The 21,773-nt window shown below is 45.8% G+C and carries 22 protein-coding genes; 9 read left to right on the top strand and 13 right to left on the bottom strand.

Going from position 1 to position 21,773, the window contains the following annotated elements; translation table 11 throughout:
* The first annotated feature begins 51 nt into the window (after window positions 1-51).
* From IPJ02_04885 to IPJ02_04875, 3 genes are all read left to right on the top strand, one after another.
* On the top strand, window positions 52-483 hold the full coding sequence (locus IPJ02_04885; GenBank protein MBK7374906.1) for an acyl-CoA thioesterase: 432 nt from the start codon (window positions 52-54) through the stop codon (window positions 481-483).
* A 74-nt stretch (window positions 484-557) separates the two neighbouring features.
* Window positions 558-1,157: an AhpC/TSA family protein gene (locus IPJ02_04880; protein ID MBK7374905.1), complete on the top strand. Its 600-nt coding sequence runs from the start codon at window positions 558-560 to the stop codon at window positions 1,155-1,157.
* Window positions 1,158-1,208: 51 nt separating this feature from the next.
* Complete coding sequence (locus IPJ02_04875) at window positions 1,209-2,414, top strand: MFS transporter (protein ID MBK7374904.1); 1,206 nt, start codon at window positions 1,209-1,211, stop codon at window positions 2,412-2,414.
* Between the two features lie 5 nt (window positions 2,415-2,419).
* Here the strand turns inward: IPJ02_04875 and IPJ02_04870 are convergent, their stop codons facing one another.
* The 3 genes from IPJ02_04870 to IPJ02_04860 form a co-directional block, all read right to left on the bottom strand.
* On the bottom strand, window positions 2,420-3,277 hold the full coding sequence (locus tag IPJ02_04870; GenBank protein MBK7374903.1) for a hypothetical protein: 858 nt from the start codon (window positions 3,275-3,277) through the stop codon (window positions 2,420-2,422).
* Between the two features lie 147 nt (window positions 3,278-3,424).
* Entirely contained in the window at window positions 3,425-3,628 is a 204-nt protein-coding gene (locus tag IPJ02_04865; GenBank protein ID MBK7374902.1) for a cold shock domain-containing protein, read from the bottom strand.
* Between the two features lie 76 nt (window positions 3,629-3,704).
* On the bottom strand, window positions 3,705-5,390 hold the full coding sequence (locus IPJ02_04860) for a DUF3472 domain-containing protein (protein ID MBK7374901.1): 1,686 nt from the start codon (window positions 5,388-5,390) through the stop codon (window positions 3,705-3,707).
* 144 nt (window positions 5,391-5,534) lie between these two features.
* Here IPJ02_04860 and IPJ02_04855 point away from each other — a divergent pair, with 144 nt between their 5' ends.
* Complete coding sequence (locus IPJ02_04855; protein ID MBK7374900.1) at window positions 5,535-6,617, top strand: ketoacyl-ACP synthase III; 1,083 nt, start codon at window positions 5,535-5,537, stop codon at window positions 6,615-6,617.
* Window positions 6,618-6,669: 52 nt separating this feature from the next.
* Complete coding sequence (locus IPJ02_04850; GenBank protein MBK7374899.1) at window positions 6,670-6,930, top strand: short-chain dehydrogenase; 261 nt, start codon at window positions 6,670-6,672, stop codon at window positions 6,928-6,930.
* Between the two features lie 61 nt (window positions 6,931-6,991).
* Here the strand turns inward: IPJ02_04850 and IPJ02_04845 are convergent, their stop codons facing one another.
* The 3 genes from IPJ02_04845 to gcvP all read right to left on the bottom strand — a co-directional run bounded on the left by IPJ02_04845 (window position 6,992) and on the right by gcvP (window position 12,681).
* Window positions 6,992-8,557, bottom strand: coding sequence for a M20/M25/M40 family metallo-hydrolase (locus IPJ02_04845; GenBank protein MBK7374898.1), 1,566 nt, complete (start codon window positions 8,555-8,557; stop codon window positions 6,992-6,994).
* A 73-nt stretch (window positions 8,558-8,630) separates the two neighbouring features.
* Window positions 8,631-9,698, bottom strand: a complete 1,068-nt coding sequence (locus tag IPJ02_04840; GenBank protein ID MBK7374897.1) for a saccharopine dehydrogenase NADP-binding domain-containing protein — start codon at window positions 9,696-9,698, stop codon at window positions 8,631-8,633.
* Window positions 9,699-9,792: 94 nt separating this feature from the next.
* The gene (gene gcvP / locus IPJ02_04835; protein MBK7374896.1) at window positions 9,793-12,681 is read right to left on the bottom strand and encodes an aminomethyl-transferring glycine dehydrogenase; all 2,889 of its coding nucleotides are present in this window, start codon (window positions 12,679-12,681) and stop codon (window positions 9,793-9,795) included.
* A 329-nt stretch (window positions 12,682-13,010) separates the two neighbouring features.
* Between gcvP and IPJ02_04830 the strand changes: the two genes are divergently transcribed.
* Complete coding sequence (locus tag IPJ02_04830) at window positions 13,011-13,493, top strand: YkgJ family cysteine cluster protein (protein ID MBK7374895.1); 483 nt, start codon at window positions 13,011-13,013, stop codon at window positions 13,491-13,493.
* Between the two features lies 1 nt (window position 13,494).
* On the opposite strand, the gene IPJ02_04825 is transcribed toward IPJ02_04830, so the two are convergent.
* The 6 genes from IPJ02_04825 to IPJ02_04800 all read right to left on the bottom strand — a co-directional run bounded on the left by IPJ02_04825 (window position 13,495) and on the right by IPJ02_04800 (window position 17,973).
* Entirely contained in the window at window positions 13,495-14,457 is a 963-nt protein-coding gene (locus IPJ02_04825; protein ID MBK7374894.1) for a proline iminopeptidase-family hydrolase, read from the bottom strand.
* Between the two features lie 227 nt (window positions 14,458-14,684).
* On the bottom strand, window positions 14,685-15,896 hold the full coding sequence (locus IPJ02_04820) for an MFS transporter (protein ID MBK7374893.1): 1,212 nt from the start codon (window positions 15,894-15,896) through the stop codon (window positions 14,685-14,687).
* Window positions 15,897-15,904: 8 nt separating this feature from the next.
* On the bottom strand, window positions 15,905-16,537 hold the full coding sequence (locus tag IPJ02_04815) for a deoxynucleoside kinase (protein ID MBK7374892.1): 633 nt from the start codon (window positions 16,535-16,537) through the stop codon (window positions 15,905-15,907).
* Window positions 16,538-16,587: 50 nt separating this feature from the next.
* Window positions 16,588-17,067, bottom strand: a complete 480-nt coding sequence (folK, locus tag IPJ02_04810) for a 2-amino-4-hydroxy-6-hydroxymethyldihydropteridine diphosphokinase (GenBank protein MBK7374891.1) — start codon at window positions 17,065-17,067, stop codon at window positions 16,588-16,590.
* Window positions 17,060-17,521 (bottom strand): RES family NAD+ phosphorylase, encoded by a 462-nt coding sequence (locus IPJ02_04805; protein MBK7374890.1) that lies wholly within the window; start codon window positions 17,519-17,521, stop codon window positions 17,060-17,062. Before IPJ02_04805 ends, folK begins: the two co-directional genes overlap by 8 nt.
* Window positions 17,518-17,973, bottom strand: coding sequence for a DUF2384 domain-containing protein (locus IPJ02_04800; protein MBK7374889.1), 456 nt, complete (start codon window positions 17,971-17,973; stop codon window positions 17,518-17,520). Before IPJ02_04800 ends, IPJ02_04805 begins: the two co-directional genes overlap by 4 nt.
* A 104-nt stretch (window positions 17,974-18,077) precedes the next feature.
* Between IPJ02_04800 and IPJ02_04795 the strand changes: the two genes are divergently transcribed.
* Both IPJ02_04795 and IPJ02_04790 read left to right on the top strand, forming a co-directional pair.
* Window positions 18,078-19,190, top strand: coding sequence for an ABC transporter permease (locus tag IPJ02_04795; protein ID MBK7374888.1), 1,113 nt, complete (start codon window positions 18,078-18,080; stop codon window positions 19,188-19,190).
* A gap of 1 nt (window position 19,191) precedes the next feature.
* Window positions 19,192-19,707, top strand: coding sequence for an SRPBCC family protein (locus tag IPJ02_04790; GenBank protein MBK7374887.1), 516 nt, complete (start codon window positions 19,192-19,194; stop codon window positions 19,705-19,707).
* On the opposite strand, the gene IPJ02_04785 is transcribed toward IPJ02_04790, so the two are convergent.
* On the bottom strand, window positions 19,704-20,906 hold the full coding sequence (locus IPJ02_04785) for an anhydro-N-acetylmuramic acid kinase (protein MBK7374886.1): 1,203 nt from the start codon (window positions 20,904-20,906) through the stop codon (window positions 19,704-19,706). The genes IPJ02_04790 and IPJ02_04785 overlap by 4 nt on opposite strands.
* A 117-nt stretch (window positions 20,907-21,023) precedes the next feature.
* Here IPJ02_04785 and IPJ02_04780 point away from each other — a divergent pair, with 117 nt between their 5' ends.
* Window positions 21,024-21,773: a DeoR/GlpR transcriptional regulator gene (locus tag IPJ02_04780; protein ID MBK7374885.1), complete on the top strand. Its 750-nt coding sequence runs from the start codon at window positions 21,024-21,026 to the stop codon at window positions 21,771-21,773.

The following is a 21,773-nucleotide window of genomic DNA, read 5'->3' as shown; positions in this document are numbered from 1 at the left end:
ACTTAACTTTAAAACATCCCGGGAAACGGGATGTTTTTTATTAGGACGCTTATGAAGGAATATTCAAAAAAAGCAGAGATACGCTGGGCAGATATCGACCCCAACTATCACGTGCTTCATTCAAAGTATTACGACTATGGTGCTTTTTGCAGGCTTTCATACATGACAGAGAACGGGATCACCCCACTGTTCCTTTTAGAGAATAATATCGGGCTTATTTTATTCCGGGAAGAATGCGTTTTCAAAAAGGAGATCAAATTCGGTGATTCACTGGTCATCAACCTGAAACTGGAGAAATGCAATGCGGATGCTTCCCGGTGGAGCCTGGTAAATGAATTGTGGATAAATGGGGATACGCTTGCAGCGGTAATTACAGCAGATGGAGCCTGGATGGATACGAAAGTGCGTAAACTGGCCATTCCACCGGCAATTTGTAAAATTGCTTTTGACAATATGCCCAGGTCTGAAAATTACAAACAATAAGTGCCTGCTTTATCCCGGATGTCGTAAAGCCGACTTAAGGGCTGGTTTCATCTCTTTACTTTTGAAAAAAAATCATGATAAAGAGATCGCTTATCCCCATTACCCTATTGGTTTTCTTTTCCTCATTTCTATTTGCACAAACAGAAACCGTTTATCCCGGTGGTTTAAAAGCGGGAGATATGGCACCTGATTTTACCGCTAAGGACCAGGATGGGAAGACGCTGAGTCTGAAGGAACGTTTGAAGGAGGGCCCTGTGGTAATTCTTTTTTACCGGGGACAATGGTGTCCGCATTGCAATAAGCAACTGAGCCATTTTGCCGATTCATTACAATTGCTGCGGGATAAAAAGGTCACCGTACTGGCTGTTACACCAGAAACAGCTGATGGTATCCGGAAGACCATTGAAAAGACCAGGGCTGCCTTCCCGGTGCTGGAAGATGCAGGCCTGGAGATCATGAAGTTGTATAAGGTGAATTTTGCTGTGGATGCGAAAACAATATCCAGGTACAAGGGTTACGGGATAGATTTTGACAAAGCGAACGGGGCAAACGGGGCCAACCTGCCGGTACCGGCAACGTATATCATCGGGACAGATGGAAAAGTGAAGTATGTTTTTTTTAATACCGATTACCGGAAACGGGTTTCTGTAAAGGACATACTTGATAACCTTTGATATAATTTTTTGAGCCAGGTGTTGCAAATAAATAACTTTGCAGCACTTTTTATGATCAGTGCTACTGTTAATCTTTACAAGAATGCCTATACCGGGTTAAGCAGGCGGATGTGGCTGCTGGCCCTGGTCATGCTGATAAACCGGAGCGGTACCATGGTACTGCCATTTATGACATTGTACTGTAAACACATCGGCTACACCACCCGCCAGGCTGGGTACGTAGTTGCTGTGTATGGACTGGGGTCGATGGTGGGGGCTTTCCTGGGCGGCAGGATCAGCGACCGTTTTGGTTTCTATTACACACAATTCGTTTCATTGTTCCTGGGGGGTATTTTGTTCATCACACTTGGAAAAATGAACAGTTTTACATCCATATGCATCTGTACATTTTTCCTGAGCATGGTAAATGAATCATTCCGTCCTGCGAATGCAACCGCTGTTGCTCACTACAGCAATCCCCAAAACCGGACACAGTCTTTTTCTCTCGTAAGGCTTGCCATTAACGTGGGATGGGGTGTAGGAGGGGCGCTGGGTGGTTTTCTTGCTTCCATCAATTATCATTTATTGTTTTGGGTGGACGGCTTTACCAATATAACGGCAGCATTCCTGCTGTTATGGCTGGTTCCCAAGGTATCGCTGGCCCAGCAGCAGAATCTGTCCAAGTCAAAACCAGCGCCGGTGAAGGAAAAAGCGGCCCACGCCGATAAAACATTTATGTATTTTATTGGCCTGCAGGTATTGTTTGCCCTTTGTTTTTTCCAGTTGTTCACCACCATTCCCATGTATTTCAAAGAAGGATTGCATATCAACGAATTCTGGATAGGGGTTGTGATGGCGATGAACGGGATCCTTATTGCTGTGATGGAAATGGTGATCGTATTTAAACTGGAGGGGAGGATACCTTACCTGCGCCTGATGACAACCGGCACGGTTTTAATGGCCGCCTCATTCTTTATATTGAATATCCCTGGTGCGAATGGATTTCTTATTGCTGTGCTGTCTACGCTTACCGTAACCTTTGCAGAAATGATCGCAATGCCGTTCATGAATTCCTACTACATATCCCGGAGTTCGGAAGGCAACAGGGGAGAATATGCTGCCTTGTATACCATGGCCTGGAGTGCAGCCCAGGTGATAGGCAGTGCTGCCGGTACACAAGTAGCTTTTGCAACAGGATTTAATAACCTGTGGTGGATAATAGGCGGTATTTGCCTGCTTACGGCGGCAGGTTATTACCGTCTGCAATTGAGCCGGTAAATCATTTACTTATAGGTACCGGTGGAAGTTACTTTTGCTGTTACCGGCATGTCCTGCCCCATGAGCTGAATAGTACCGGTTATATCTGCTTTTGTATTTTTATTCTTTATCTGCCCGGTACTGATATCAGACGTGATCTCTCCCGTTGATTTTGTTGTGCTTTTAAATTCAAATTCCATTCCCTGGAAATCCAGTTTATTGCTGGCGGTGGTAACGGCATCCAGTTGGATCAGTGCATCATTCCCGGAAACTGATCTCAGCGTGTAATTACGGATGGTGGTCATCTCTTTCGACCTGGTGGTATCGGACCAGCTGTCCCCAATACTTTTACCGGCAGGGATCAGTTCGAAAGCACCGGAAACCACTGCATCGTCTGAACTTTCGGCAAAGGCATTCATCAATCCACCCATCGGGTTCTCCTCTTCACCATCACTTTTCTTTTGCTTTTCTTTGAGGGTTGCCGTACCGGTTGTGTTGTCCAGGATCACATCCACCGGCTTGTTCAGTCTTTCGGCAAATGTCTTTTCGATATCCGATGAAGGGGTGCTGTTCTTTTCTGAATCATAATTGGTTGACTGCCCTGCCATGTTAAAATCCACTTTTAGTTTAGTAAGTGTACTGGTAATGGTGTAGTCTTTTGCAGTACTGCTTTTAACTTCCAGGATGTTTTCAGAAGCGGTGTTGCTGTTGAGTTGCATACCCATGCCCATGTCTGCTTCAATGGCGATGGAGCTGGCAGCAATGATCTTTTGTCCGTCGCTTAATTGAATTTTACCTGGATTAATGGGTTTAACGGCAGCCGTTTGCGAAAATGCGATCACGGATACCAGGATACCTGAAAGCAGGAGAGCGGTCTTTTTCATTTTGATGATGATTATGGGATGTAAATTTATCAACAAACAGCAAATTCCGGTGATTTGTTCGGCTTTTTTGCAAAAGATTACCAGGGCAGGCAAAAAATAAGGGCCATCCATATTAACGGACGGCCCTGAAGCTTGTGAGGTTAAGTATTAGCCTACTACTTTAACATTAACGGCATTCATTCCTTTTTTCCCTTCTTTCAGGTCAAATTCCACGCTGTCGCCTTCTTTGATATCGCTGATTAATCCACTAACGTGAACAAAAGTTTCTTTGTTTGAATCGTCGTGTTTGATAAAACCGAATCCTTTTTCAGAATTGAAAAACTTAACGGTGCCTTTTTGTGTACTTTCCATTTTAAAATTGTATTGTAATTAATAAAGCGCAAATATAGTGTTTTATTCTTAACTGACCAGATTTATTCCGTATTTGCTAATGCGGCCTTCTTATTTCAAGTACTTCTACATCAAAGATCAGCACACTGTTTGGGGGTATCACTCCCAAATTCCGGATAGAATAAGCCAGCGGGGATGGGATGATCAGCCTTATTTTGCCCCCCTGCCTGCAAAAAGGAAGGCCTGCCTGCCAGCCCTTGATGAGGCGCTTTAAGGGAAAAACAGCCGGTTTGTCTTTTGTTTGATCAAATACGGAACCATTCAATAATTGTCCCTTGTAATACACAACCAGGGTATCATTCAGAGAAACAAAGTCGCCATTGCCTTCCTGCAATATCTTATAATAAATGCCGGCAGAACTTCCGGTCGTATCAAATTTCCCTTCCTGTATCGCTGCAAATATTTGTTTATTCTCTTTGCTGATCTCCGCCAGGCTGTCGGCATTTTTATATAGATCAATAACCGGTTTTTCCCCGGTTGCTGTTCTGTTAAAGGGTTCGCCGAACCGTGCATCTGCAGGTTTGAAGCCTCCGTTCCATAAATAGAACCTGTTGTTTTCAGCCCCGCCGCCATGATCGACCCGGTCGCCCGCCTTGCCGGTGGCGTCATAACTGAATGTGCTTTTGGTCATTTCTTTCCACTCGCCGTTCTCTTTTCGTATCCATTGATTGCCGAAATAGGCTTTGCGGGACAACTGGCCGTTCGTTCCCTGGAAATTTTCAACAAAAGAATATAGTTTCCGTAAGGGCTTGCCATCTTTGGGGGCTTTAAATGCTGCGATGAGTTTCCATTTCTGCTGTTCCGGTAAGAAGAAATAACCGGCGTAAGTAGTGCTGTTCGCAGCAGTATCTGTTGTGGCTGTTACCAGAAGCTTATAGGTTTCGCCTGCCTTCCAGTTGTACACCCAATGACTGTGGCCACCGGTGCCTTCATTTCCAAAGCCATCTGCAAAAACATCTTCCCCTTTGGCGATCAGCTGTACTTTGTTTTCAGCGGCCACCTTGTTCCTGTCAACCGCTTCATTACCTGCGTCCCAGACAGAAAAGATCACTCTCCGTTCGGTGGCACTGTTGACCTGTATCCCAAAATAGCCCCGGGCAAAACCGCATGCCATGTAATAGCTATGTAAATGATCGGCACCTTCGGGGATGCTGATCTCGTTGTAGAACGAGATCACGTTCACCGTATCGGGAAGCGGGTATAAAAGATGTACCGACGCGGAATTTCTCCTTGCATTTGAATTAAAATGAATGTTCCGGACAGCATCGCCGCTCAGCTCCAGTGATTTTATATCGGCGATCGTGCCGGATTTTTTTACAGGCGATGCGATCGTTAGCACATAAAATCCTGTATCCGTGACCGGCACTGAACCTATTTTCACCGTCTTAAATTCTTTGGACCGGGGAACGGTAAGACTGAAGTTCTTCCCGGCTACTGTAATGGATAACAAATTTCCGGGGCTATCATTTTTTAGTAAAAGCGAAAGCTGCAGGCTGCCTTTGTTCCTGATCCTGAAAAAGAACTGTATTTGGTATTTGTTGTCCGTCCAGTTTTGTAAACCATTTTTTACGGAGAACATTTTACTTTCATCATCCTCCGTACCTTCTTCTTCCGGCACGGCATAGGCAGTATAAGCCGGGATAGAAACTGCTGGTTGGGACCGGGCCGGAACCTGGTACAAAAGGAAAAATAGTATAAAAACAGAAGGCAGACTTCGTCTCATAAAATCATATTAGTAACCAAACTTACTGTTATTAATTAAGACTGACCCGTAAAATACGTTGGGAAAAAAGTAGTTTTCGAATGATTATTTGGTAACTTTATAATCAGCGATAGCCTGCCATTTATTACGTTTTAATTCTTTTTTATGAACCAGTCAGTTCGAACTGTGATTACAGGCACAGGCAGCTACATACCGGCTTATGTAAAGACCAACCAGGATTTTGCCAGCCATAATTTTTATGCAGAGGATAATTCAGCACTGGATATAGAACCCCATATCATTGTAGAAAAGTTCAAACAGATAACCGGTATCCAGGAGCGCCGTTATGCCCCTGCCGGTATTGAGTCTTCTGATATGGCCGCCGAAGCTGCCAGGATAGCCATTGAGGATTCCGGCTGTGATCCGGAGACCATCGACCAGATCATCGTGGCGCATAATTTCGGGAATGTGATCAAGCACACCATTCAAACCGATGTGTTGCCTGCCCTTGCATCACGTGTTAAACATTCCCTGAAAATTAAAAATCCTTCCTGCGTTCCGTACGATATACTGTTTGGTTGCCCGGGATGGGTACAGGGAGTGATCCAGGCCGATGCTTATTTCAAAGCAGGCATTGCCAGGAAATGCCTGGTGATCGGTACCGAAACATTATCCCGGGTGCTTGATGTGTATGACCGGGACAGCATGATCTTTTCGGATGGTGCAGGCGCCAGTGTGCTGGAGGCCAAAAATGCAGCAGAAACAGGGAGCGGTGTACTGGGGAGCAGTGTTCAGTCGCATTGCGGGGCCGAGGTTGATTACCTGCACCTGGGTAAATCCTATTACCCGGATTCTGATCCCCGCATACGGTATATAAAAATGAAGGGAAGAAAAGTGTATGAATATGCCATCAAGTATGTACCATTGGCCATGAAGACATGCCTGGATAACAGCGGGGTGAACATCGGTGACGTGAAAAAGATATTTATTCACCAGGCCAATGAAAAAATGGATGAAGGGATCATTAAGGAGATGTATAAACTGTATGGTATTTCCGTTGTTCCCGGTAATATAATGCCCATGAGCATACATAACCTTGGCAACAGTTCGGTAGCCACCATACCTACTTTATATGATATGGTAAGAAAAGGAAGGATGCCGGAACACAATTTAAAACAGGGGGATGTGATCCTTTTTGCCTCCGTAGGTGCGGGTATGAATATCAATGCGGTCTGCTACCGGGTATAATTAAATTAGATTAAGAGCCTTATTTAGCGTACATTTGCCGGAAATTGAAAATATGGTAAACGATGTGATCACAAAATTTCTTGAGCCCTCTCACCTGGCTAAGACAAGTGTTAAGATTGAATTCAAAAAACGGAATTCCATAGTTGGGATCTTTGTCACTTCGCCCGATTACGAAGACCTTAAATCAAAAAACTTCTGGCGCATTGTTTCTGAGGTGCATATCCCGGAGTGGAAAAAGACCAGTGATAATAAACTGGCCAAGATCTACAGCGGTTCGGAATTTACCAGGCTGACCGTAGCAAAAGAAAAATAACCTGTTCCGGCATATAATTAATTAAGGAAGGCGCATTTTAAATGCGCCTTCCTTATTCCGGTTAAAAATTTCTACCTGCATTGCCCCTGGGCTTTGGCAATTCTTTCCGGGGAATTTTTTCTTCCCGCTGTGCCGTGTTATAAACAAATGCAGCAATGATGGTTGCAGCCTGTTTCAGGTCATCCGGCACCAGGTGATCATACGTATCCATGTTGGTATGGTGTGTACGGGTATCGTATTCAATGGCATCCTGGATGAACTGGAAGCCGGGAATGCCAACCCCGTCAAATGCCAGGTGATCAGTACCCCCCGTATTATTGATGGTTACTGTTTTAGCACCCAGGTCATTAAATGGTTCCAGCCATTTGGCAAAGATGGCGCCGGCAGTTGCATTGCCCTGCAAATAAATGCCACGAACCTTCCCGGTTCCGTTATCTAAATTATAATACGCAGATACTTTTTCATGCTCCGGCTTCAGCACCATGTCGGCCGGGTCGGCAAAATGATTTTTCACATAGCCCCTTGATCCCAATAGTCCCTGCTCTTCCCCGCTCCACAATGCAATGCGGATGGTGCGTTTGGGCTGCAACCCGGATGCTTTGATGATCCGTATGGCCTCCATCATCACTGCACAACCGGCTGCATTATCGGTGGCGCCGGTGGCACCATGCCAGCTATCCAGGTGACCACCAAGCATAACGATCTCATTTTTCAGTACCGGGTCAGTACCGGGAATTTCAGCAATAACATTGTATCCCTTGATGTCGGAGTTGTAAAATTTTGTCTTCACATCTGCTTCCAGTTCCACTTTCTGCCCTGCTTCAACCAGTCGCTGTATCCTTAGATAGTCATCGCTCGATAACATCACCCAGGCGAAATACCTGGTGGAATCCTTTGAATACGAACTGCCGTTTTGTACAAACAGGGTTCCGTCATTTCCGCGGCCATTGATGCTTAATACCAGGGCCGGTTTTTCGGTTTTATAAAAATTTTCCATTTGCCGTTGCAATGATTGCTGCTGGCGCCTTGCAGCCATTTGTTCGGGAGTGGCATTGGCCTGCTGACGGCGGCTGCTATCCCGTTTTGCATTGACCATTTTATCAAGCGCTTCATCTGTAAAACGCTCCCCGTCTGAAGTGAATGACGGTTTCAATGTGTCCCTTGAATAAACCATCACGATTTTATCCTTCAGCTTGCCGGAATATTTTTGAAACAGTTCTGCTGAATCTTTCGCCCTGATGAGCACCACTTCGCTGCTGATCGTCTTTTTACCGGGAGTGCTTCCTGTCCATGCCCTCGGTATGGCGATGATCGGGGCATAATAAGGAGCCGTCATGGCAACATAACAGCGGCTCTGTTCCCAGCCCTGGCCAAAATCTCCCCAGGGTTCCAGGGTAGCATTTACCAGGCCCATTTTGGTCAATTCATCTTTGGCCCAGTTTGCTGCTCTTAAAAATCCGGGAGAATTCGTTAACCGGGGACCACTTCCATCTGTGAGGTGAAAAGCGATCTCCATTACTTTGGAGTTCAGCAGACCTTCCTTCCTGATCTTGTCAACATCGCTTTGTGCAAAGAGCCCGTTGCCGGAAATGAAAAGGATAACTGCAAACAGAATTTGTTTTCTCATATTGATTCGTTTTAGATTGGAAAGGTAATTTACTGTTTTAAAAATTAGCAGGCAATCAAATTGTGATAAAGACTTAAATAATATTTGTGCCCGGTACTTCCATGATCAGATATTCACCATAACATCCCGCCGGCGTTTGGTAACCGGTTTTAAAATTTCCTTCCAGTATTTTACTGGTGATGAGTAAACTGCTGTGGGCAGTTAATGTATATCCATCCAGGCAACTGATACAGGCATTTAATTTTTCGCCTGGTCCATTGCTTACTTCGCCCCAAACCATGCTGCTGCTTTTCTGTCTTTGTTCATCCGATGGCCCCGCAGGCCTGGCTTTTATTTTCTTCCTGATAATGTTGCGTACAAAATTGGTCCTTAATAACCAGTTAAATGCCCATTGAAATTTTAATGCCCTGTAAACTTTGGGAGGAATGCCCGTAAAGGTTTCTATATTGGGTATTCCGGTTGTTGTGTATGCAGTTGAGATATCTCCCCAGGGGATGGTCATCACAAATAAATTTTTCTCACTTCCACCGGATCCTGCGGAAAAATTTACCCATATCCCTTTTTGTCCCAATGGCTTTCTTACAATCTTTCCATTTTCTCTAACAGCACCACCCTCTCCGATCTTACCGGCCATGGTTGTTGCTGTGCCGTGTGATAAGCCACCTCCGACAGAAACGAATGCCAGTTTTAAATGTGTAGCATCCGGCATTTTATTTTTCAGCTGAAGTGCAATACAATCTGTTGGCACCACATCAAACCCAACGCCCGGCATGACCATGATGTTTTTTGCTTTTGCCGCCGCATCATATTTTTTCAGCATTTCAAAAACCGATATGTCGCCATTGATATCAATATAATGAACACCGGTTTGTAAACAGGCTTCAATCATTTGTTTGGCTGTATACACATAGGGGCCTGCGGCATGCAATACTAATTTAACCTCTGCTAAAGCATTTTCTAATTGTTCTTTATTATCCAGATCAATAATGCGGTAGGGGAGTTGTAATTCATCAGCCAGTGGTTTTACGTTTGCTTCTGTTCTTCCGGCAAGTATGGGTTGTAAATGATAATTTGCAGCCAGTTTTGCAATGAGTTTACCGGTATACCCATTTGCCCCATATAACAAAAATTGATTTTGCATAATGGAATGTACAATTTTTTGATGGTACGGTAGCATAAAAAAGCCCATCCGTTAACTGGTGGATGGGCTTTTAGTTGAATTTAAACTGTTAGTTCTAAACTTTTTCTTCCATATAACTTTCCATCGGTTCGCAGGTACAGATCAGGTTCCTGTCGCCAAAGGTGTTGTTGATACGGGCTATGGAAGGCCAGAATTTGTTCTTCATCACATAGGCCAGCGGGAATGCTGCCTCCTGCCTGCTGTAGGCATGGTCCCATTCATCGGCACAAACCACCTGCTGGGTATGGGGTGCATGCTTTAATGCATTATCCGTTTTGTCTGCGTTGCCATCTTCAATGGATTTTATCTCGTGGTAAATGCTGATGAGTGCTTCACAGAAACGGTCCAGTTCTCCTTTGTCCTCGCTTTCCGTAGGTTCGATCATGATCGTTCCGGGTACCGGGAAACTCATGGTTGGCGCATGGAACCCGTAATCCATTAAACGCTTGGCCACATCTTCGGCTTCAATGCCCGCCGTTATTTTGAACGGGCGCAGGTCAACGATGAATTCATGGGCACAATAGCCATGGGTGCCTGTATAAAGTATCTTGTAGTACTTCTCCAGTTTGGCCTTCATGTAATTCGCATTCAGGATGGCATATTCGGTCGCACTTCGCACACCCGCTTCGCCAAGCATTTTAATATATGCATAGCTGATGAGTAAAATACTTGCACTGCCATACGGGGCTGCACTCACCGCATGAATATTCGTTTCCGTTGATCTCAACGTGTCCTTTACGTTATGTCCCGGTAAATAGGGTTTCAGTTTATTGTTTACGCAAATTGGCCCAACACCCGGACCGCCGCCGCCATGGGGTATCGCAAATGTTTTGTGCAGGTTCAGGTGACAAACATCCGCACCGATCATGCCCGGACTGGTGAGGCCCACCTGTGCATTCATATTCGCACCGTCCATATAAACAAGGCCGCCATTGTCATGAATGGTCTTGCATATCTTTTTGATGCCTTCTTCAAATACGCCATACGTGCTTGGATAGGTTACCATCAGCGCAGCAAGATTGTCTTTATTTTCTTCTGCCTTTTCTTTCAGGTCTTTTATATCGATCAATCCTTCTTCGGTGCTTTTCACAACCACCACTTTCATGCCCGCCATAATAGCGCTGGCAGGGTTGGTGCCGTGCGCAGAAATGGGGATCAAAACAATATTGCGGTGACTTTCATTCCTTGCCGCATGATAGGCCCGGATGGTAAGCAGCCCGGTATATTCACCCTGGGCGCCGCTGTTCGGTTGCAGGGAGCAGGCGGTGAACCCGGTGATCTTACTTAGGTATTCTTCCAGTTTTGCGATGATGTACTGGTACCCTTTGGTTTGTGAAGGGGGTGCGAAAGGGTGAATGCTGTTGAACTCCGGCCAGCTTACCGGGATCAATTCAGTAGCGGCATTCAGTTTCATGGTGCAGCTGCCCAGGCTGATCATGGATGTATTTAAACTCAGGTCCTTATTTTCCAGCGATTTGATGTAACGCATCATTTCACTTTCGCTGCGGTGTGTATTAAAAACAGGGTGCGTTAAATACGAAGATGTCCTTTGCAATCCATTCAGTTTACCGGCTTCCTCAAAAGACAGGGAAATACCGTTTGATGTGGCTTCTTTAAAAATGGCATTCAGGTTCTTTTCAGTCTCACCAATATAATTGGATGCTACTTCATCAATGGATAAACTGATGCTGCCGTTTGCCTGGTAATGAAAATTGGCCTTGTTCTTTTCTGCTGCATTTTTAAAGGCGCCGGTATCCGGAACTTCAAAGGTCAATGTATCGAAGAAATGCCTGTTGATGATTTTTACCCCGTTGCTTTCCAATGACCTGGCAACGGCAGCCGTTAAAACATGAATGCGCTGTGCAATTTTCTTCAATCCATCCGGTCCGTGATACACCGCGTACATGGCAGCCATGTTGGCCAGCAATGCCTGTGCCGTACAGATATTGGATGTTGCTTTTTCTCTTTTGATGTGTTGTTCCCTGGTCTGCAGCGCCATGCGCAGGGCCCGGTTGTTCTGTGCATCAATGCTTACCCCGATGATGCGGCCCGGCATACCTCTTTTAAATTCGTCCCTGGTTGCAAAGAAAGCAGCGTGCGGCCCGCCATACCCCAGGGGAACACCAAAACGCTGTGCAGAACCTACTGCCACATCCGCTCCCAGTTCGCCGGGGGGAGTTAATAAAGTGAGCGCCAGCAGATCGGTTGCCATTACCACAAAACCATTCACTGCATGAACCTTGTTTATGAAATCGCGGTGATCTTCAACAGAACCAATGCTGTTTGGATACTGCACGATGGCGCCGAAATAACTTTCGTCCAGCGATGCGGTTTCATAATTGCCATGTACCAGCTCAACCCCGATGGGAGTGGCCCTGGTCAGCAGTACTTCCTTGGTCTGTTCAAACAGGTTTGTATCAACAAAGAATTTAGGAGATGTGATCACCTCGCTTTTATTTTTATGGTGGAACAACATGGCCATGGCCTCCGCAGCAGCGGTTGCTTCATCCAGTAAACTGGCGTTGGCCAATTCCAAACCGGTCAGGTCACAAACCATGGTCTGGAAGTTGAGTAAACTTTCCAAACGCCCCTGCGATATCTCCGCCTGGTAGGGTGTGTATTGTGTATACCATCCCGGGTTCTCAAAAACATTGCGGAGGATCACACCGGGGGTGATGGTATTGTAATATCCCTGCCCGATATAGGTTTTGTACACCTTGTTTTTCGCGGCAATTTTCTTCAGCTCATCTAAGTATTCAAACTCGGTTTGTGCCACGGGGAGCTTTAACGGCTTTTTCAGCCGGATGGAAGCCGGAACAGTTTTGCTGATCAGTTCATCCATGGATCCTGTACCAATGGTTTTGAGCATGGACCGGGTGTCTTCCTGGTTGGGGCCAATATGCCTGCCTGCAAATTCGTATTGTTGTTGTTCGAAGAGATTCATATAACTGTTTGAGAAGGTTATGTTTTATTTTTCAGATCTGCCAAAGTATGAACCGTTTGCTGCTCAATAAACTCTTTGTCCTTTCACAATGAGGAACGAAGCATCTCATTCTTATATACCGGATGGATGTTTTGCCGGGATGCTTCGTACCGCAGCATGACAGAACCTGTTTCCGGAAAGTGAGTTTCGTTCAAAAATGAGAACAGCAATCTTTGTATGAACTTTGGTGGCGCAAATTTACGATAAGCGGGCAAGATTTGGAGGGAATAAGTTTGCTACTTTTGACCTGTGGAAAATTGGGGGATATATAGAGTCAATAATTCATATAAATGGCAGAAGAAGTTTTACATAACTGGGAAAAACGGTCGGCCGGCCATCAGAAGCAGTACAAGCAGTTCCTGAACCGGGCCGATAAGAACAAAGTGCTTAAAGCCCTGCCCACCCTGCATGAGGAGGCGTTTGAAAAAATTGACTGCCTGCAATGCGGCAACTGCTGCAAGAGCTATTCGCCCCGGTTCAAAACACCCGATATCAAGCGGATAGCCAGGTACCTGAAGATGAAAGAAGGCGATTTCATCAATACCTACCTGTACGTGGATAAAGAAGGAGATTATGTACTGAGGTCGACACCATGTCCATTCCTGGGTACAGATAATTACTGCAGCATCTATGAGGCCAGGCCATCTGACTGCAGCCGGTTCCCATATACCGATGAAGATGTGTTGCTGAAAAGGCAGGCGCTTACCTTAAAGAATTCCAGCTTTTGCCCCATTGTTTATTATGTGCTGGAAAAGTTGATCGGGGTTAAATGAATCACCTGCGCTCCACTTCATCTAAAAACATTTTTATAGCATTCAAATTCTGGCTTCTGTTATCATGCATCGTTCCATGACCGGCACCTTCGATCATGACATAGCGGGCATTGGGTACCAAACGCTGAAAATATCTTACCGTTGCCGGACGGGCTTCATCAAATTCGCCGGTTATGAAAAGGGTTGGAACAGTAATTGTCTTTAAACTTTGTACCCGGTCGTAATGAATAAGGGTGCCGGTTGCCGTAAATTCAGTGGGCCCCCACATGTAATTATAAATGAACGTATTGCTTTTTGCAGTTGCTGTATCCAGTTCACTTGTTAACCTCGTTTTACGCACACCAAAGTTTTTGCTGAATACTTCATTGGCATTTTTATATTCGGGTGATTCAAAGGCATGATTTTTTTCTCCTGTTTTAATTGCCCGTTGAATGGAATCCGGTAATGTGCTGATAAGTGTATCGGCATCCGCTTCCCATAACGCCGTACTGAAATAGGGGCTGTTGAATATGATAGCCTTGATGCCTTTTGGATGTTTCAGGTAATATTCCAGGGCCAAAGCAGTACCCCATGAATGGCCGTGCAGGTAAAACTCTTTTAATCCAAGGGAGGTTTTTAGTGCTTCTACCTGTTCAACAAAATCTTCAATTTTAAGTAAGGTAGTGTCTGTATGATGATCAGACCGTCCGCTACCAAGCTGGTCAAACAGAATGACCGGCCTGGTTTCGCTTAAAGAAGCAAATTGATAAAAAGACCTGCTGGTGCCGCCTGGCCCGCCATGCAGCATGAGGATAGGTGTTTGTTTGCCTTCTCCTAAGATCCGGTACCATATCTTTCCTCCTTTCACCTTCACATAACCTTCCCCGGCTTTGAGGTGGGGGGCCGGTCTGCAGCCCGTGCATACGGTTATAATGATAAATGTAAATAAGCTGAAAAACAGTTTGGCGTTGCTGACATGTTTCATGTATTTACCTTTGTTGCATAAATATACGCATCCCGGTTTTTAAAAATGAAATGAGGATCGTTTTGTTTCAACGTGGATTCAGTTATAACAGCATTATTGTTTCCCGTTGGTATAGCAACGAAAGGTTTGGGTGCAATGGAGATGCCATGGAAACATATTGGGGCAACAAAATAATTGTTCCGTAGTTGTAGATGGATCCGGCATTCCTCCACGCTGTGACGTTCGCTCTAATATTCCAGTTTCCTCAACTTTGGGAACCTGATCCAGGTAGCAGCCACTACCAGCATCGACATGGCCCCGCCAAAAATAATGGCCGGCAATGTGCCAAACCAGCGGGAAGTGACGCCGCTTTCAAACTGGCCCAGTTCGTTCGAAGAATTGATAAAGATAAGATTGATGGATGCCACCCGGCCCCGCAGTTCATCGGGGGTGAATAATTGCATGATGGTTCCCCTCACCACCACACTCACTGCATCGAACAGGCCGGCAACCAGCAGCGCCGCAAAACTGAGCCAGTACCATTTTGATAAACCAAAGATGATGATGCAGATGCCGAAGCCGGCAACGGCCAGCAGCATTTTCATTCCCTGCCTATGCCGCATGGGGTATTTGACCAGTATGGCCATGCTGATAAGACTTCCCAGGTCCATGGCAGCGTTTAAAAAGCCATAACCGATGGGCCCGGTGTGCAATACCTTGGATGCCACTTCGGGAATAAAAGCGACCGCACCGCCAAACAACACGGCAAAAAGGTCAAGCGAGAGCACGCCCAGGAGATTTTTGTTGTTGAACACGTAGGCAAAACCATTTTTAATTCCGGCGAACAGGGATTCTTCCTGTGTTTGTCTCACCGGGGGCTTTGGTTTCAACTGCAGGGCAAATATGCCGGCAGTTAAAATTAAGGCGGCTGTCACAAAATAAGCGTTGGAGATGCCCACCGCGGCGATCAGCAAACCGCCAATGGCATGCCCGCCGATGGAAGAGATCAGCCAGGTGGATGAATTGTACGAAATGGCTTTCTGCAAATGTTCCCGGGAAACGATGGCAGCGATCATGCTGTTGGCGGCAGGCCCGGCAAAAGAACGGATGATACCCGTGCAGAAAACGGCTGAAAGAATGACGGTGAGTTTTGTTGTATTGGACAGACCAAAATAGGGGAGGCTTACCAGTGCAAGTGCAAGGCCGCAACCCATGTAAAAAACATAGGCCCATACCAGGATGTTCTTTTTGTTGTGCGTATCAATATAATGGCCGGCAAAAATGGCGGCAATAACAGCGGGAACAAATTCGGCCAGGCCGGCAAAACCCACCATATAGGTATTGGCGAGGTGAAACACCTGGTAAATAACGATGGTGGTTATCATGCGTAACCCCAATACAAAGAAAAGGCGGGCAAAGATGAAGTTCCTGAATTCGCCGGGGAGTTTGTCGCTGTTCATTTTATTTATCAGGGCAAAGTTATATAATGTTGCCCTTCGTCGTATTCTTTATCCAGGGCATCAATAATAACTTTAAGATGTTCATCATTTCCCAGGAAATCGGCGTTGCCGGCATCCACAAAAAGGGTCTTGATGTTATGCTGCTTGATGTACTGGGTGTACGTCTCCTGTAGCGTGAACAGGTAGTCATTCGGGATGGATTGTTCGTATTCCCGGTTACGTTTTTTTATATTCTCCTGCAGTTTCTTTACCGGTGTGTGCAGGTAAATAAGTATATCCGGCTGAACGATCTGCGGGTTGATGATCTCAAAAAGCTTCTGGTAAAGCCGGAATTCCTCTTCGGGAAGATTGACCTTGGCGAATAACAGGCATTTGGTGAAGAGATAATCAGAGATGGTAATGTTCTGGAACATGTCTTTTGTCTGCAGCAGATCTTTAAGCTGTTTGTACCGTTCGGCCATAAAGAAAAGCTCCAGCGGAAAAGCATACTGGCCCGGGTTTTCGTAAAACTTTGGCAGGAAGGGGTTATCGGCAAATTCTTCCAGTATCAGCCTTGCATTGAAATGTTTGCTTAATAAATGCGCCAGTGTGGTCTTACCGGCGCCGATATTTCCTTCTATGGTAACAAAGTTATACTTCATGCAGCGTTTTAAAGCGAACTGCAAAATAAGGGGAAAGGGCTTTTACGCCATTAAAACTTTTTCACATTCAGTTTATCCGGGCAGTGTATAAAAAGGTGGTGAACAGACCTTTTCAGTACCGGGTGTATGAGGTTTGGCGAAAGTTCATTAAGCGGCGTAAGCACAAAGCGCCGGTTCTGTATCTGCGGATGCGGCACCTGCAAGGCAGCCTCGCTGATTATTTGTTTGTTGAAGAAGAGGATGTCTATGTCAATGATGCGGGGCGCATTCTTCACCGTTCGTATCCTGCCCATCTTTTTTTCAATAGCCAGGATGGCCTGCATGGTTTGCACTGCTGTGCGTTTTGTTTCCACAACGATCACCTGGTTCAGGAAATCGGGCTGGTTGGTATTGCCCCAGGCGGCCGTAGTATACAGGCTTGATTGACGGATTATCTTTCCAACCTGTTTTTCGATCAGTGCTGCCGCCTTCAGCAATTTTTTTTTGCTGTGGCCCATGTTACTGCCGAGGAGTAGGTACGTTTTATTCATCAGATGGTAAAAAGCCTTTCATCGGGCCAGAACGATTTTGTTTTACTGATCCTGATCTTTTAAAATCGGGGTGCAGCGGGTTTGCCAGGTAGTTATGCTCTTCGTTGATCACGGCCGATGGTACCCGCAGGATAAGGGATTCTTTCTGTTTAATGAATTCATCTCCAATGTACCTGGTATATTCAGGATCTTCTTTCCAGTTTTGCTTCAGGTTCTTTAATTCAATGAAGGCAGTGGGCAACTGGTCGGGAAAATTTATATACATCAGTTCCAGTGCAATGTCGTAATCCTTAAAATTTGTGTTGACCAGCATTTCCAGAACAGCCAGGGAGATATGCTGGGATGTGTACAATAAGGGTACTCCTTTTGAATTCCAGCGGGCCCCCATCCGTTTAGCGCCTGTGCCACTGATGTCGTTGCTGAATTCAGCACTGCTGATCCTGTATACAATCATGCGAAAAGGCCGTGTTGAATTCTGCCAAGTTGTGTTAATACCCGCTGGATCCCTTCATAGCTGGTGAGTGAATCAAAAGAAAGGTTTCCTTCCAGCATGTATGGTCCCCGTTTTATCCAGCTGTAAAAATTTTCAACTTTACCAAAAGTAAGTTCGCCTTCTTTTAAAACCCTGGCAATTTGCAAAGCCCGCTCTGCATTAATAGGAGCAAACGTGCTGTTGTCTTTTGCATAACGCTGCAGGGTGCGTTCACTTACGTGAAGGATGGCAGCCCACTCCGCCTGGGTAAAAGGGGCTTTGTCTGCAATCTTTTTAAATTCGTTGTAGGTAAAATCCTTTACCGCAGGCAATGCCTTCACACTGCGGTAAACAGGCAAGGGCTCACCAACCTTACTTGATTTATCTTTCTGGATATAGGCCTTTGATTTTTTTGGAGGCGTGCTCTTTTTCATCTTCCCGACTTTTGTCGTACAAACATACGACACATGTCGGGGTTGCCCAAGTTTTTTTTAGTCATTTTTTACAGATAGCTTTACGCCCTAAATTTCACTGCTTTATGCAAAAATACAGCCAGGTAAGGGCTATGTTGGCCATCACCAAGGCCAGCCTGCGGGCTATATTCCGCAGCCCTTCGGCGGTTATTTTCAGTTTTGTTTTTCCCTTTGTATTCATCCTGGTATTTGGTTTTATCGGGAACAGCGGAACGGCACCTGTTTATAGGGTCGTTCTTGCAAAGGACTGCGATACCAGCAATGCATTTTATGATTCGGTAAAACAAAGCAGCCGTATAAAGCTCGTTTCATTCGCCAGTGAAAAGGAATTGCAGGCAAATATCATCAAGGGCAGGATAGCGGGTGTTTTAAAGATCGTAAAGACGGGGCAGGAAGATCCTGTCTACACCTACAGCATTCAAAGTTCAAATGCCAGTAATGATAAATGGCCTCAGCTGATGCCCATACTGGAAACCCTTGCCAATAAAGTAAGTAATACCAAATATGCAAACCGGCCCGATTTTGCGGTGCTGGATTTTAATTATGAAAGAGATATAGAAACAGTGCGGGAATATAAAACAATTGATTTCATCCTGCCGGGCCAACTGGGTTTTTCTTTGCTGAGTTCGGGTGTTTTTGGCGTGGCATTCATGTTTTTTAACCTGCGGAATACCCTGGTGCTGAAACGTTTTTTTGCTACCCCCATCAGCCGTACCCATATTGTGCTGGGGGAAGCATTAAGCCGGGTGATCTTCCAGATGATCACCGCTGTGGTGATCATTATGGCCGGGAACCTGCTCTTTGGATTTACCCTCATACATGGTTTTCAGACCTTATTGGAAATGCTGGTGCTGAGTTTTGCCGGGTTGCTTGTTTTTATGGGCTTTGGATTTATTGTCAGTGGCCTGGCAAAAAGCGACAGTACCATCCCCCCCTTCGCCAACCTGATAACCTTGCCGCAATTCTTACTGGGGGGAACATTTTTTTCGGTGGAGGTCTTTCCAAAATGGCTGCAGCCCATTTCAAATGCCCTGCCGTTGACCCATTTGAATACCGCCATGCGGCGGGTTGCTTTTGAGGGGCAGAATTTATGGGAAGTGCGGGCCGAACTGGGCATTCTCCTGCTGTGGGGCATTGCTGTTTACATGGTTTCAGTTAAAGTTTTTAAATGGGAATGATATGAACATGCGTTTATTCAAAGGATTTGTGATCGTCCTGGCCGGACTTTTTGTTTTTATAACCATCCTTTCCCTTTTCATTCCTTCACGGGTAATGATAACAAGGGGCGTTGTGATCCATGCCGATGCGGCCAGAGTTTTTGCACAGGTAAGCGATCTGCAAAACTGGAAGAACTGGCAACCGGTCTTTAAAGCCGATTCATCCGCAATCCGGTTTCGTGGAGCCGATACCTGCGAATGGGTGTCAAAGAACAGAACCAATAAGATGGTAATCACCGGCAGGTCGGGAAACAGCTTGACCGCTTCCTTAATACGGGAAGGGGAGAATACGGTATTAAATACGATACAGGTTTTACCTCTTGCCGACAGCAACCAGGTGCAGGCAGAATGGAATGTACTCATAAAGTTAAAATGGTATCCCTGGGAAAAATTCTATGGTATTTTCATTGAAAAGATAACCGGGCAGGGTTATGAAGATGCTTTGAACAGCCTGAAGGACCACTGCGAGAAGCATTAAGCAGGAAAACTGATCTTGCCCATGGAAACAGCCGGCATGGCTGAAGTGCCTTTCCCATAATCGGCTACATCCCCGCATACACATTCATTCGCCAGCAATGCGAACAAAACAGCTTCTTTCGCATCGGGATCAACCTGGAGGCTGGCGGTAGTATAAAAACTGCAATGAGGCAGTTGTGTTTTCAAGTGCTGCATCAGGACCGGGTTATGTATTCCCCCGCCACTTGCATACAGCAGCATATGATCCGTTCTTTCAGTGGTATTCTTTATGGCATCTGAAATGGTATCTGCACTGAACTGGTTCAAGGTAGCCATTACATCTTCCGGGCTGATGGCAGGTGTACCTGAAACTTCCTGTGCCGTTGCCAGGAGATCCAGGTTGAATAGCTCCGGGCCGGTTGTTTTTGGAAAGGGCTGGCTGAAGAAAGGATCTGCCTTAAGGGCCTCCAGCAGTTTGTTATTTATTTTTCCTGCCGAAGCAAGGGTTCCGTTCTCATCAAAGAATGTATCCTTAAAATGCTGTTGCATATAAGCATCCATCAGGGTATTACCCGGGCCGGTATCGGTACTGAATATTTTTGCAGGATCCATATCGGAGGGCAGGTAAGTAAAGTTTGCAATGCCCCCGATGTTGAGTAGCACCCGGTGTTCACCTTTTTTTCCAAAGAGCAGGTAATCGGCATAAACGGCCAGGGGGGCACCCTCGCCACCGGCTGCGATGTGTTTTTGCCTGAAGTCGCTGATCGTGATGATACCGGTTGTTACTGCCAGGTGATCGCCATCGCCGATCTGGAGTGTTGCGTTACCAAAGTTTGCCTGTTTATGTAAACTTTCCGGTGCATGGTAAATGGTTTGTCCGTGACTTGCGATGAGGTCAATATCATCCGCTTTGATATTCCATTTTCCCAGGCAGTCATTTACGATCTTCCCATGCTGAATGGCAATCCATTCATTCAGCAGGGTAAGCTTTTCAAGGTCAATATATTGCTTGCTAAATACAGACCTCACTTCTGCTTTCATGCCTGCATCAAAAGGAACTGTTTCAAACTGCAGTACCCTAAGCTTTGTACCCGGCCCGTGGCCTTCCATACGGCATAATGCCACGTCAAGACCGTCAACAGAAGTGCCACTCATCAGGCCAATGATGGTACGGGCGGGTTTGGCTGCGATCCGGTAAAGTTTCTCAATGTTCTTATTCATGGTTCTACGCCTGGTGCCATGCGGCTTCCTGCAATTTAATGTAAAAAAAGCTGCAATATTTTGCAGGGCCTTAATATTGTTTATATCTTAGGGTTAACGGAAATACTCCTGACTGCTATGCTCAAGAAAGAACGCCAGGCTTTTATTCTTCACAGTGTAAACCTGCATAACCGGGTGTTGGTTGCAGACCTGAGCGGGGGAATAAATGTATCGGAAGATACCATACGCAGGGACCTGCAGGAATTGGCGGATCATGGCAAACTCATTAAAGTACATGGCGGTGCCCTTTCCAAGTCTTTCCATAATTCTTTCAATTCATCAAAAGTATATGCGCTGGAAAGCAAAAAGCAGATCGCACAAAAAGCAGCCAGCCTGATCCAGGACGGGATGTTTGTGCTTACTACCGGCGGCACCACCATTATCGAACTGGCAAAGGCATTGCCCGAGAATTTACATGCCACCTTTATTACCGGGAGCCTGCCGGCTGCACTTGAATACCTGCATCATCCGAATATCGAGATCATCCTGATCGGTGATAAGTTGTCGAAGAGTTCGCAGATAAGTGTGGGCGGAGAAGCCATTTCAAAGATCCGGCAGATAAAGGCCGATATCTGTTTCCTGGGCACCAATGCACTGGATGCCAGGCAGGGGCTCACGGACAATGACTGGGAAGTGGTGCAGGTAAAAAGAGCAATGATCGAATCTTCCTCCAAAGTAGTATCGCTGTCCATTGCTGAAAAATTGAACACGGTGCAGCGCATCCGGGTTTGCGAAACCCGTGATATCGATGTATTGGTTACCGAATTAGACCCAGGATCTCCCGAACTTGTTCCGTATACAAACAATGGATTGAAACTGCTTTTATGA

This window comes from Chitinophagaceae bacterium, assembly GCA_016710165.1.
Taxonomy (GTDB): Bacteria; Bacteroidota; Bacteroidia; order Chitinophagales; family Chitinophagaceae; genus Ferruginibacter.
This window is presented reverse-complemented; position numbering and strand designations above follow the sequence as displayed.

Bases quoted from the DNA above. Each gene is read 5' to 3' on its own strand.
- IPJ02_04885 (MBK7374906.1), top strand. From the start codon at position 52: ATGAAGGAATATTCAAAAAAAGCAGAGATACGCTGGGCAGATATCGAC.
- IPJ02_04880 (MBK7374905.1), top strand. From the start codon at position 558: ATGATAAAGAGATCGCTTATCCCCATTACCCTATTGGTTTTCTTTTCC.
- IPJ02_04875 (MBK7374904.1), top strand. From the start codon at position 1,209: ATGATCAGTGCTACTGTTAATCTTTACAAGAATGCCTATACCGGGTTA.
- IPJ02_04870 (MBK7374903.1), bottom strand. From the start codon at position 3,277: ATGAAAAAGACCGCTCTCCTGCTTTCAGGTATCCTGGTATCCGTGATC.
- IPJ02_04865 (MBK7374902.1), bottom strand. From the start codon at position 3,628: ATGGAAAGTACACAAAAAGGCACCGTTAAGTTTTTCAATTCTGAAAAA.
- IPJ02_04860 (MBK7374901.1), bottom strand. From the start codon at position 5,390: ATGAGACGAAGTCTGCCTTCTGTTTTTATACTATTTTTCCTTTTGTAC.
- IPJ02_04855 (MBK7374900.1), top strand. From the start codon at position 5,535: ATGAACCAGTCAGTTCGAACTGTGATTACAGGCACAGGCAGCTACATA.
- IPJ02_04850 (MBK7374899.1), top strand. From the start codon at position 6,670: ATGGTAAACGATGTGATCACAAAATTTCTTGAGCCCTCTCACCTGGCT.
- IPJ02_04845 (MBK7374898.1), bottom strand. From the start codon at position 8,557: ATGAGAAAACAAATTCTGTTTGCAGTTATCCTTTTCATTTCCGGCAAC.
- IPJ02_04840 (MBK7374897.1), bottom strand. From the start codon at position 9,698: ATGCAAAATCAATTTTTGTTATATGGGGCAAATGGGTATACCGGTAAA.
- gcvP (MBK7374896.1), bottom strand. From the start codon at position 12,681: ATGAATCTCTTCGAACAACAACAATACGAATTTGCAGGCAGGCATATT.
- IPJ02_04830 (MBK7374895.1), top strand. From the start codon at position 13,011: ATGGCAGAAGAAGTTTTACATAACTGGGAAAAACGGTCGGCCGGCCAT.
- IPJ02_04825 (MBK7374894.1), bottom strand. From the start codon at position 14,457: ATGAAACATGTCAGCAACGCCAAACTGTTTTTCAGCTTATTTACATTT.
- IPJ02_04820 (MBK7374893.1), bottom strand. From the start codon at position 15,896: ATGAACAGCGACAAACTCCCCGGCGAATTCAGGAACTTCATCTTTGCC.
- IPJ02_04815 (MBK7374892.1), bottom strand. From the start codon at position 16,537: ATGAAGTATAACTTTGTTACCATAGAAGGAAATATCGGCGCCGGTAAG.
- folK (MBK7374891.1), bottom strand. From the start codon at position 17,067: ATGAATAAAACGTACCTACTCCTCGGCAGTAACATGGGCCACAGCAAA.
- IPJ02_04805 (MBK7374890.1), bottom strand. From the start codon at position 17,521: ATGATTGTATACAGGATCAGCAGTGCTGAATTCAGCAACGACATCAGT.
- IPJ02_04800 (MBK7374889.1), bottom strand. From the start codon at position 17,973: ATGAAAAAGAGCACGCCTCCAAAAAAATCAAAGGCCTATATCCAGAAA.
- IPJ02_04795 (MBK7374888.1), top strand. From the start codon at position 18,078: ATGCAAAAATACAGCCAGGTAAGGGCTATGTTGGCCATCACCAAGGCC.
- IPJ02_04790 (MBK7374887.1), top strand. From the start codon at position 19,192: ATGAACATGCGTTTATTCAAAGGATTTGTGATCGTCCTGGCCGGACTT.
- IPJ02_04785 (MBK7374886.1), bottom strand. From the start codon at position 20,906: ATGAATAAGAACATTGAGAAACTTTACCGGATCGCAGCCAAACCCGCC.
- IPJ02_04780 (MBK7374885.1), top strand. From the start codon at position 21,024: ATGCTCAAGAAAGAACGCCAGGCTTTTATTCTTCACAGTGTAAACCTG.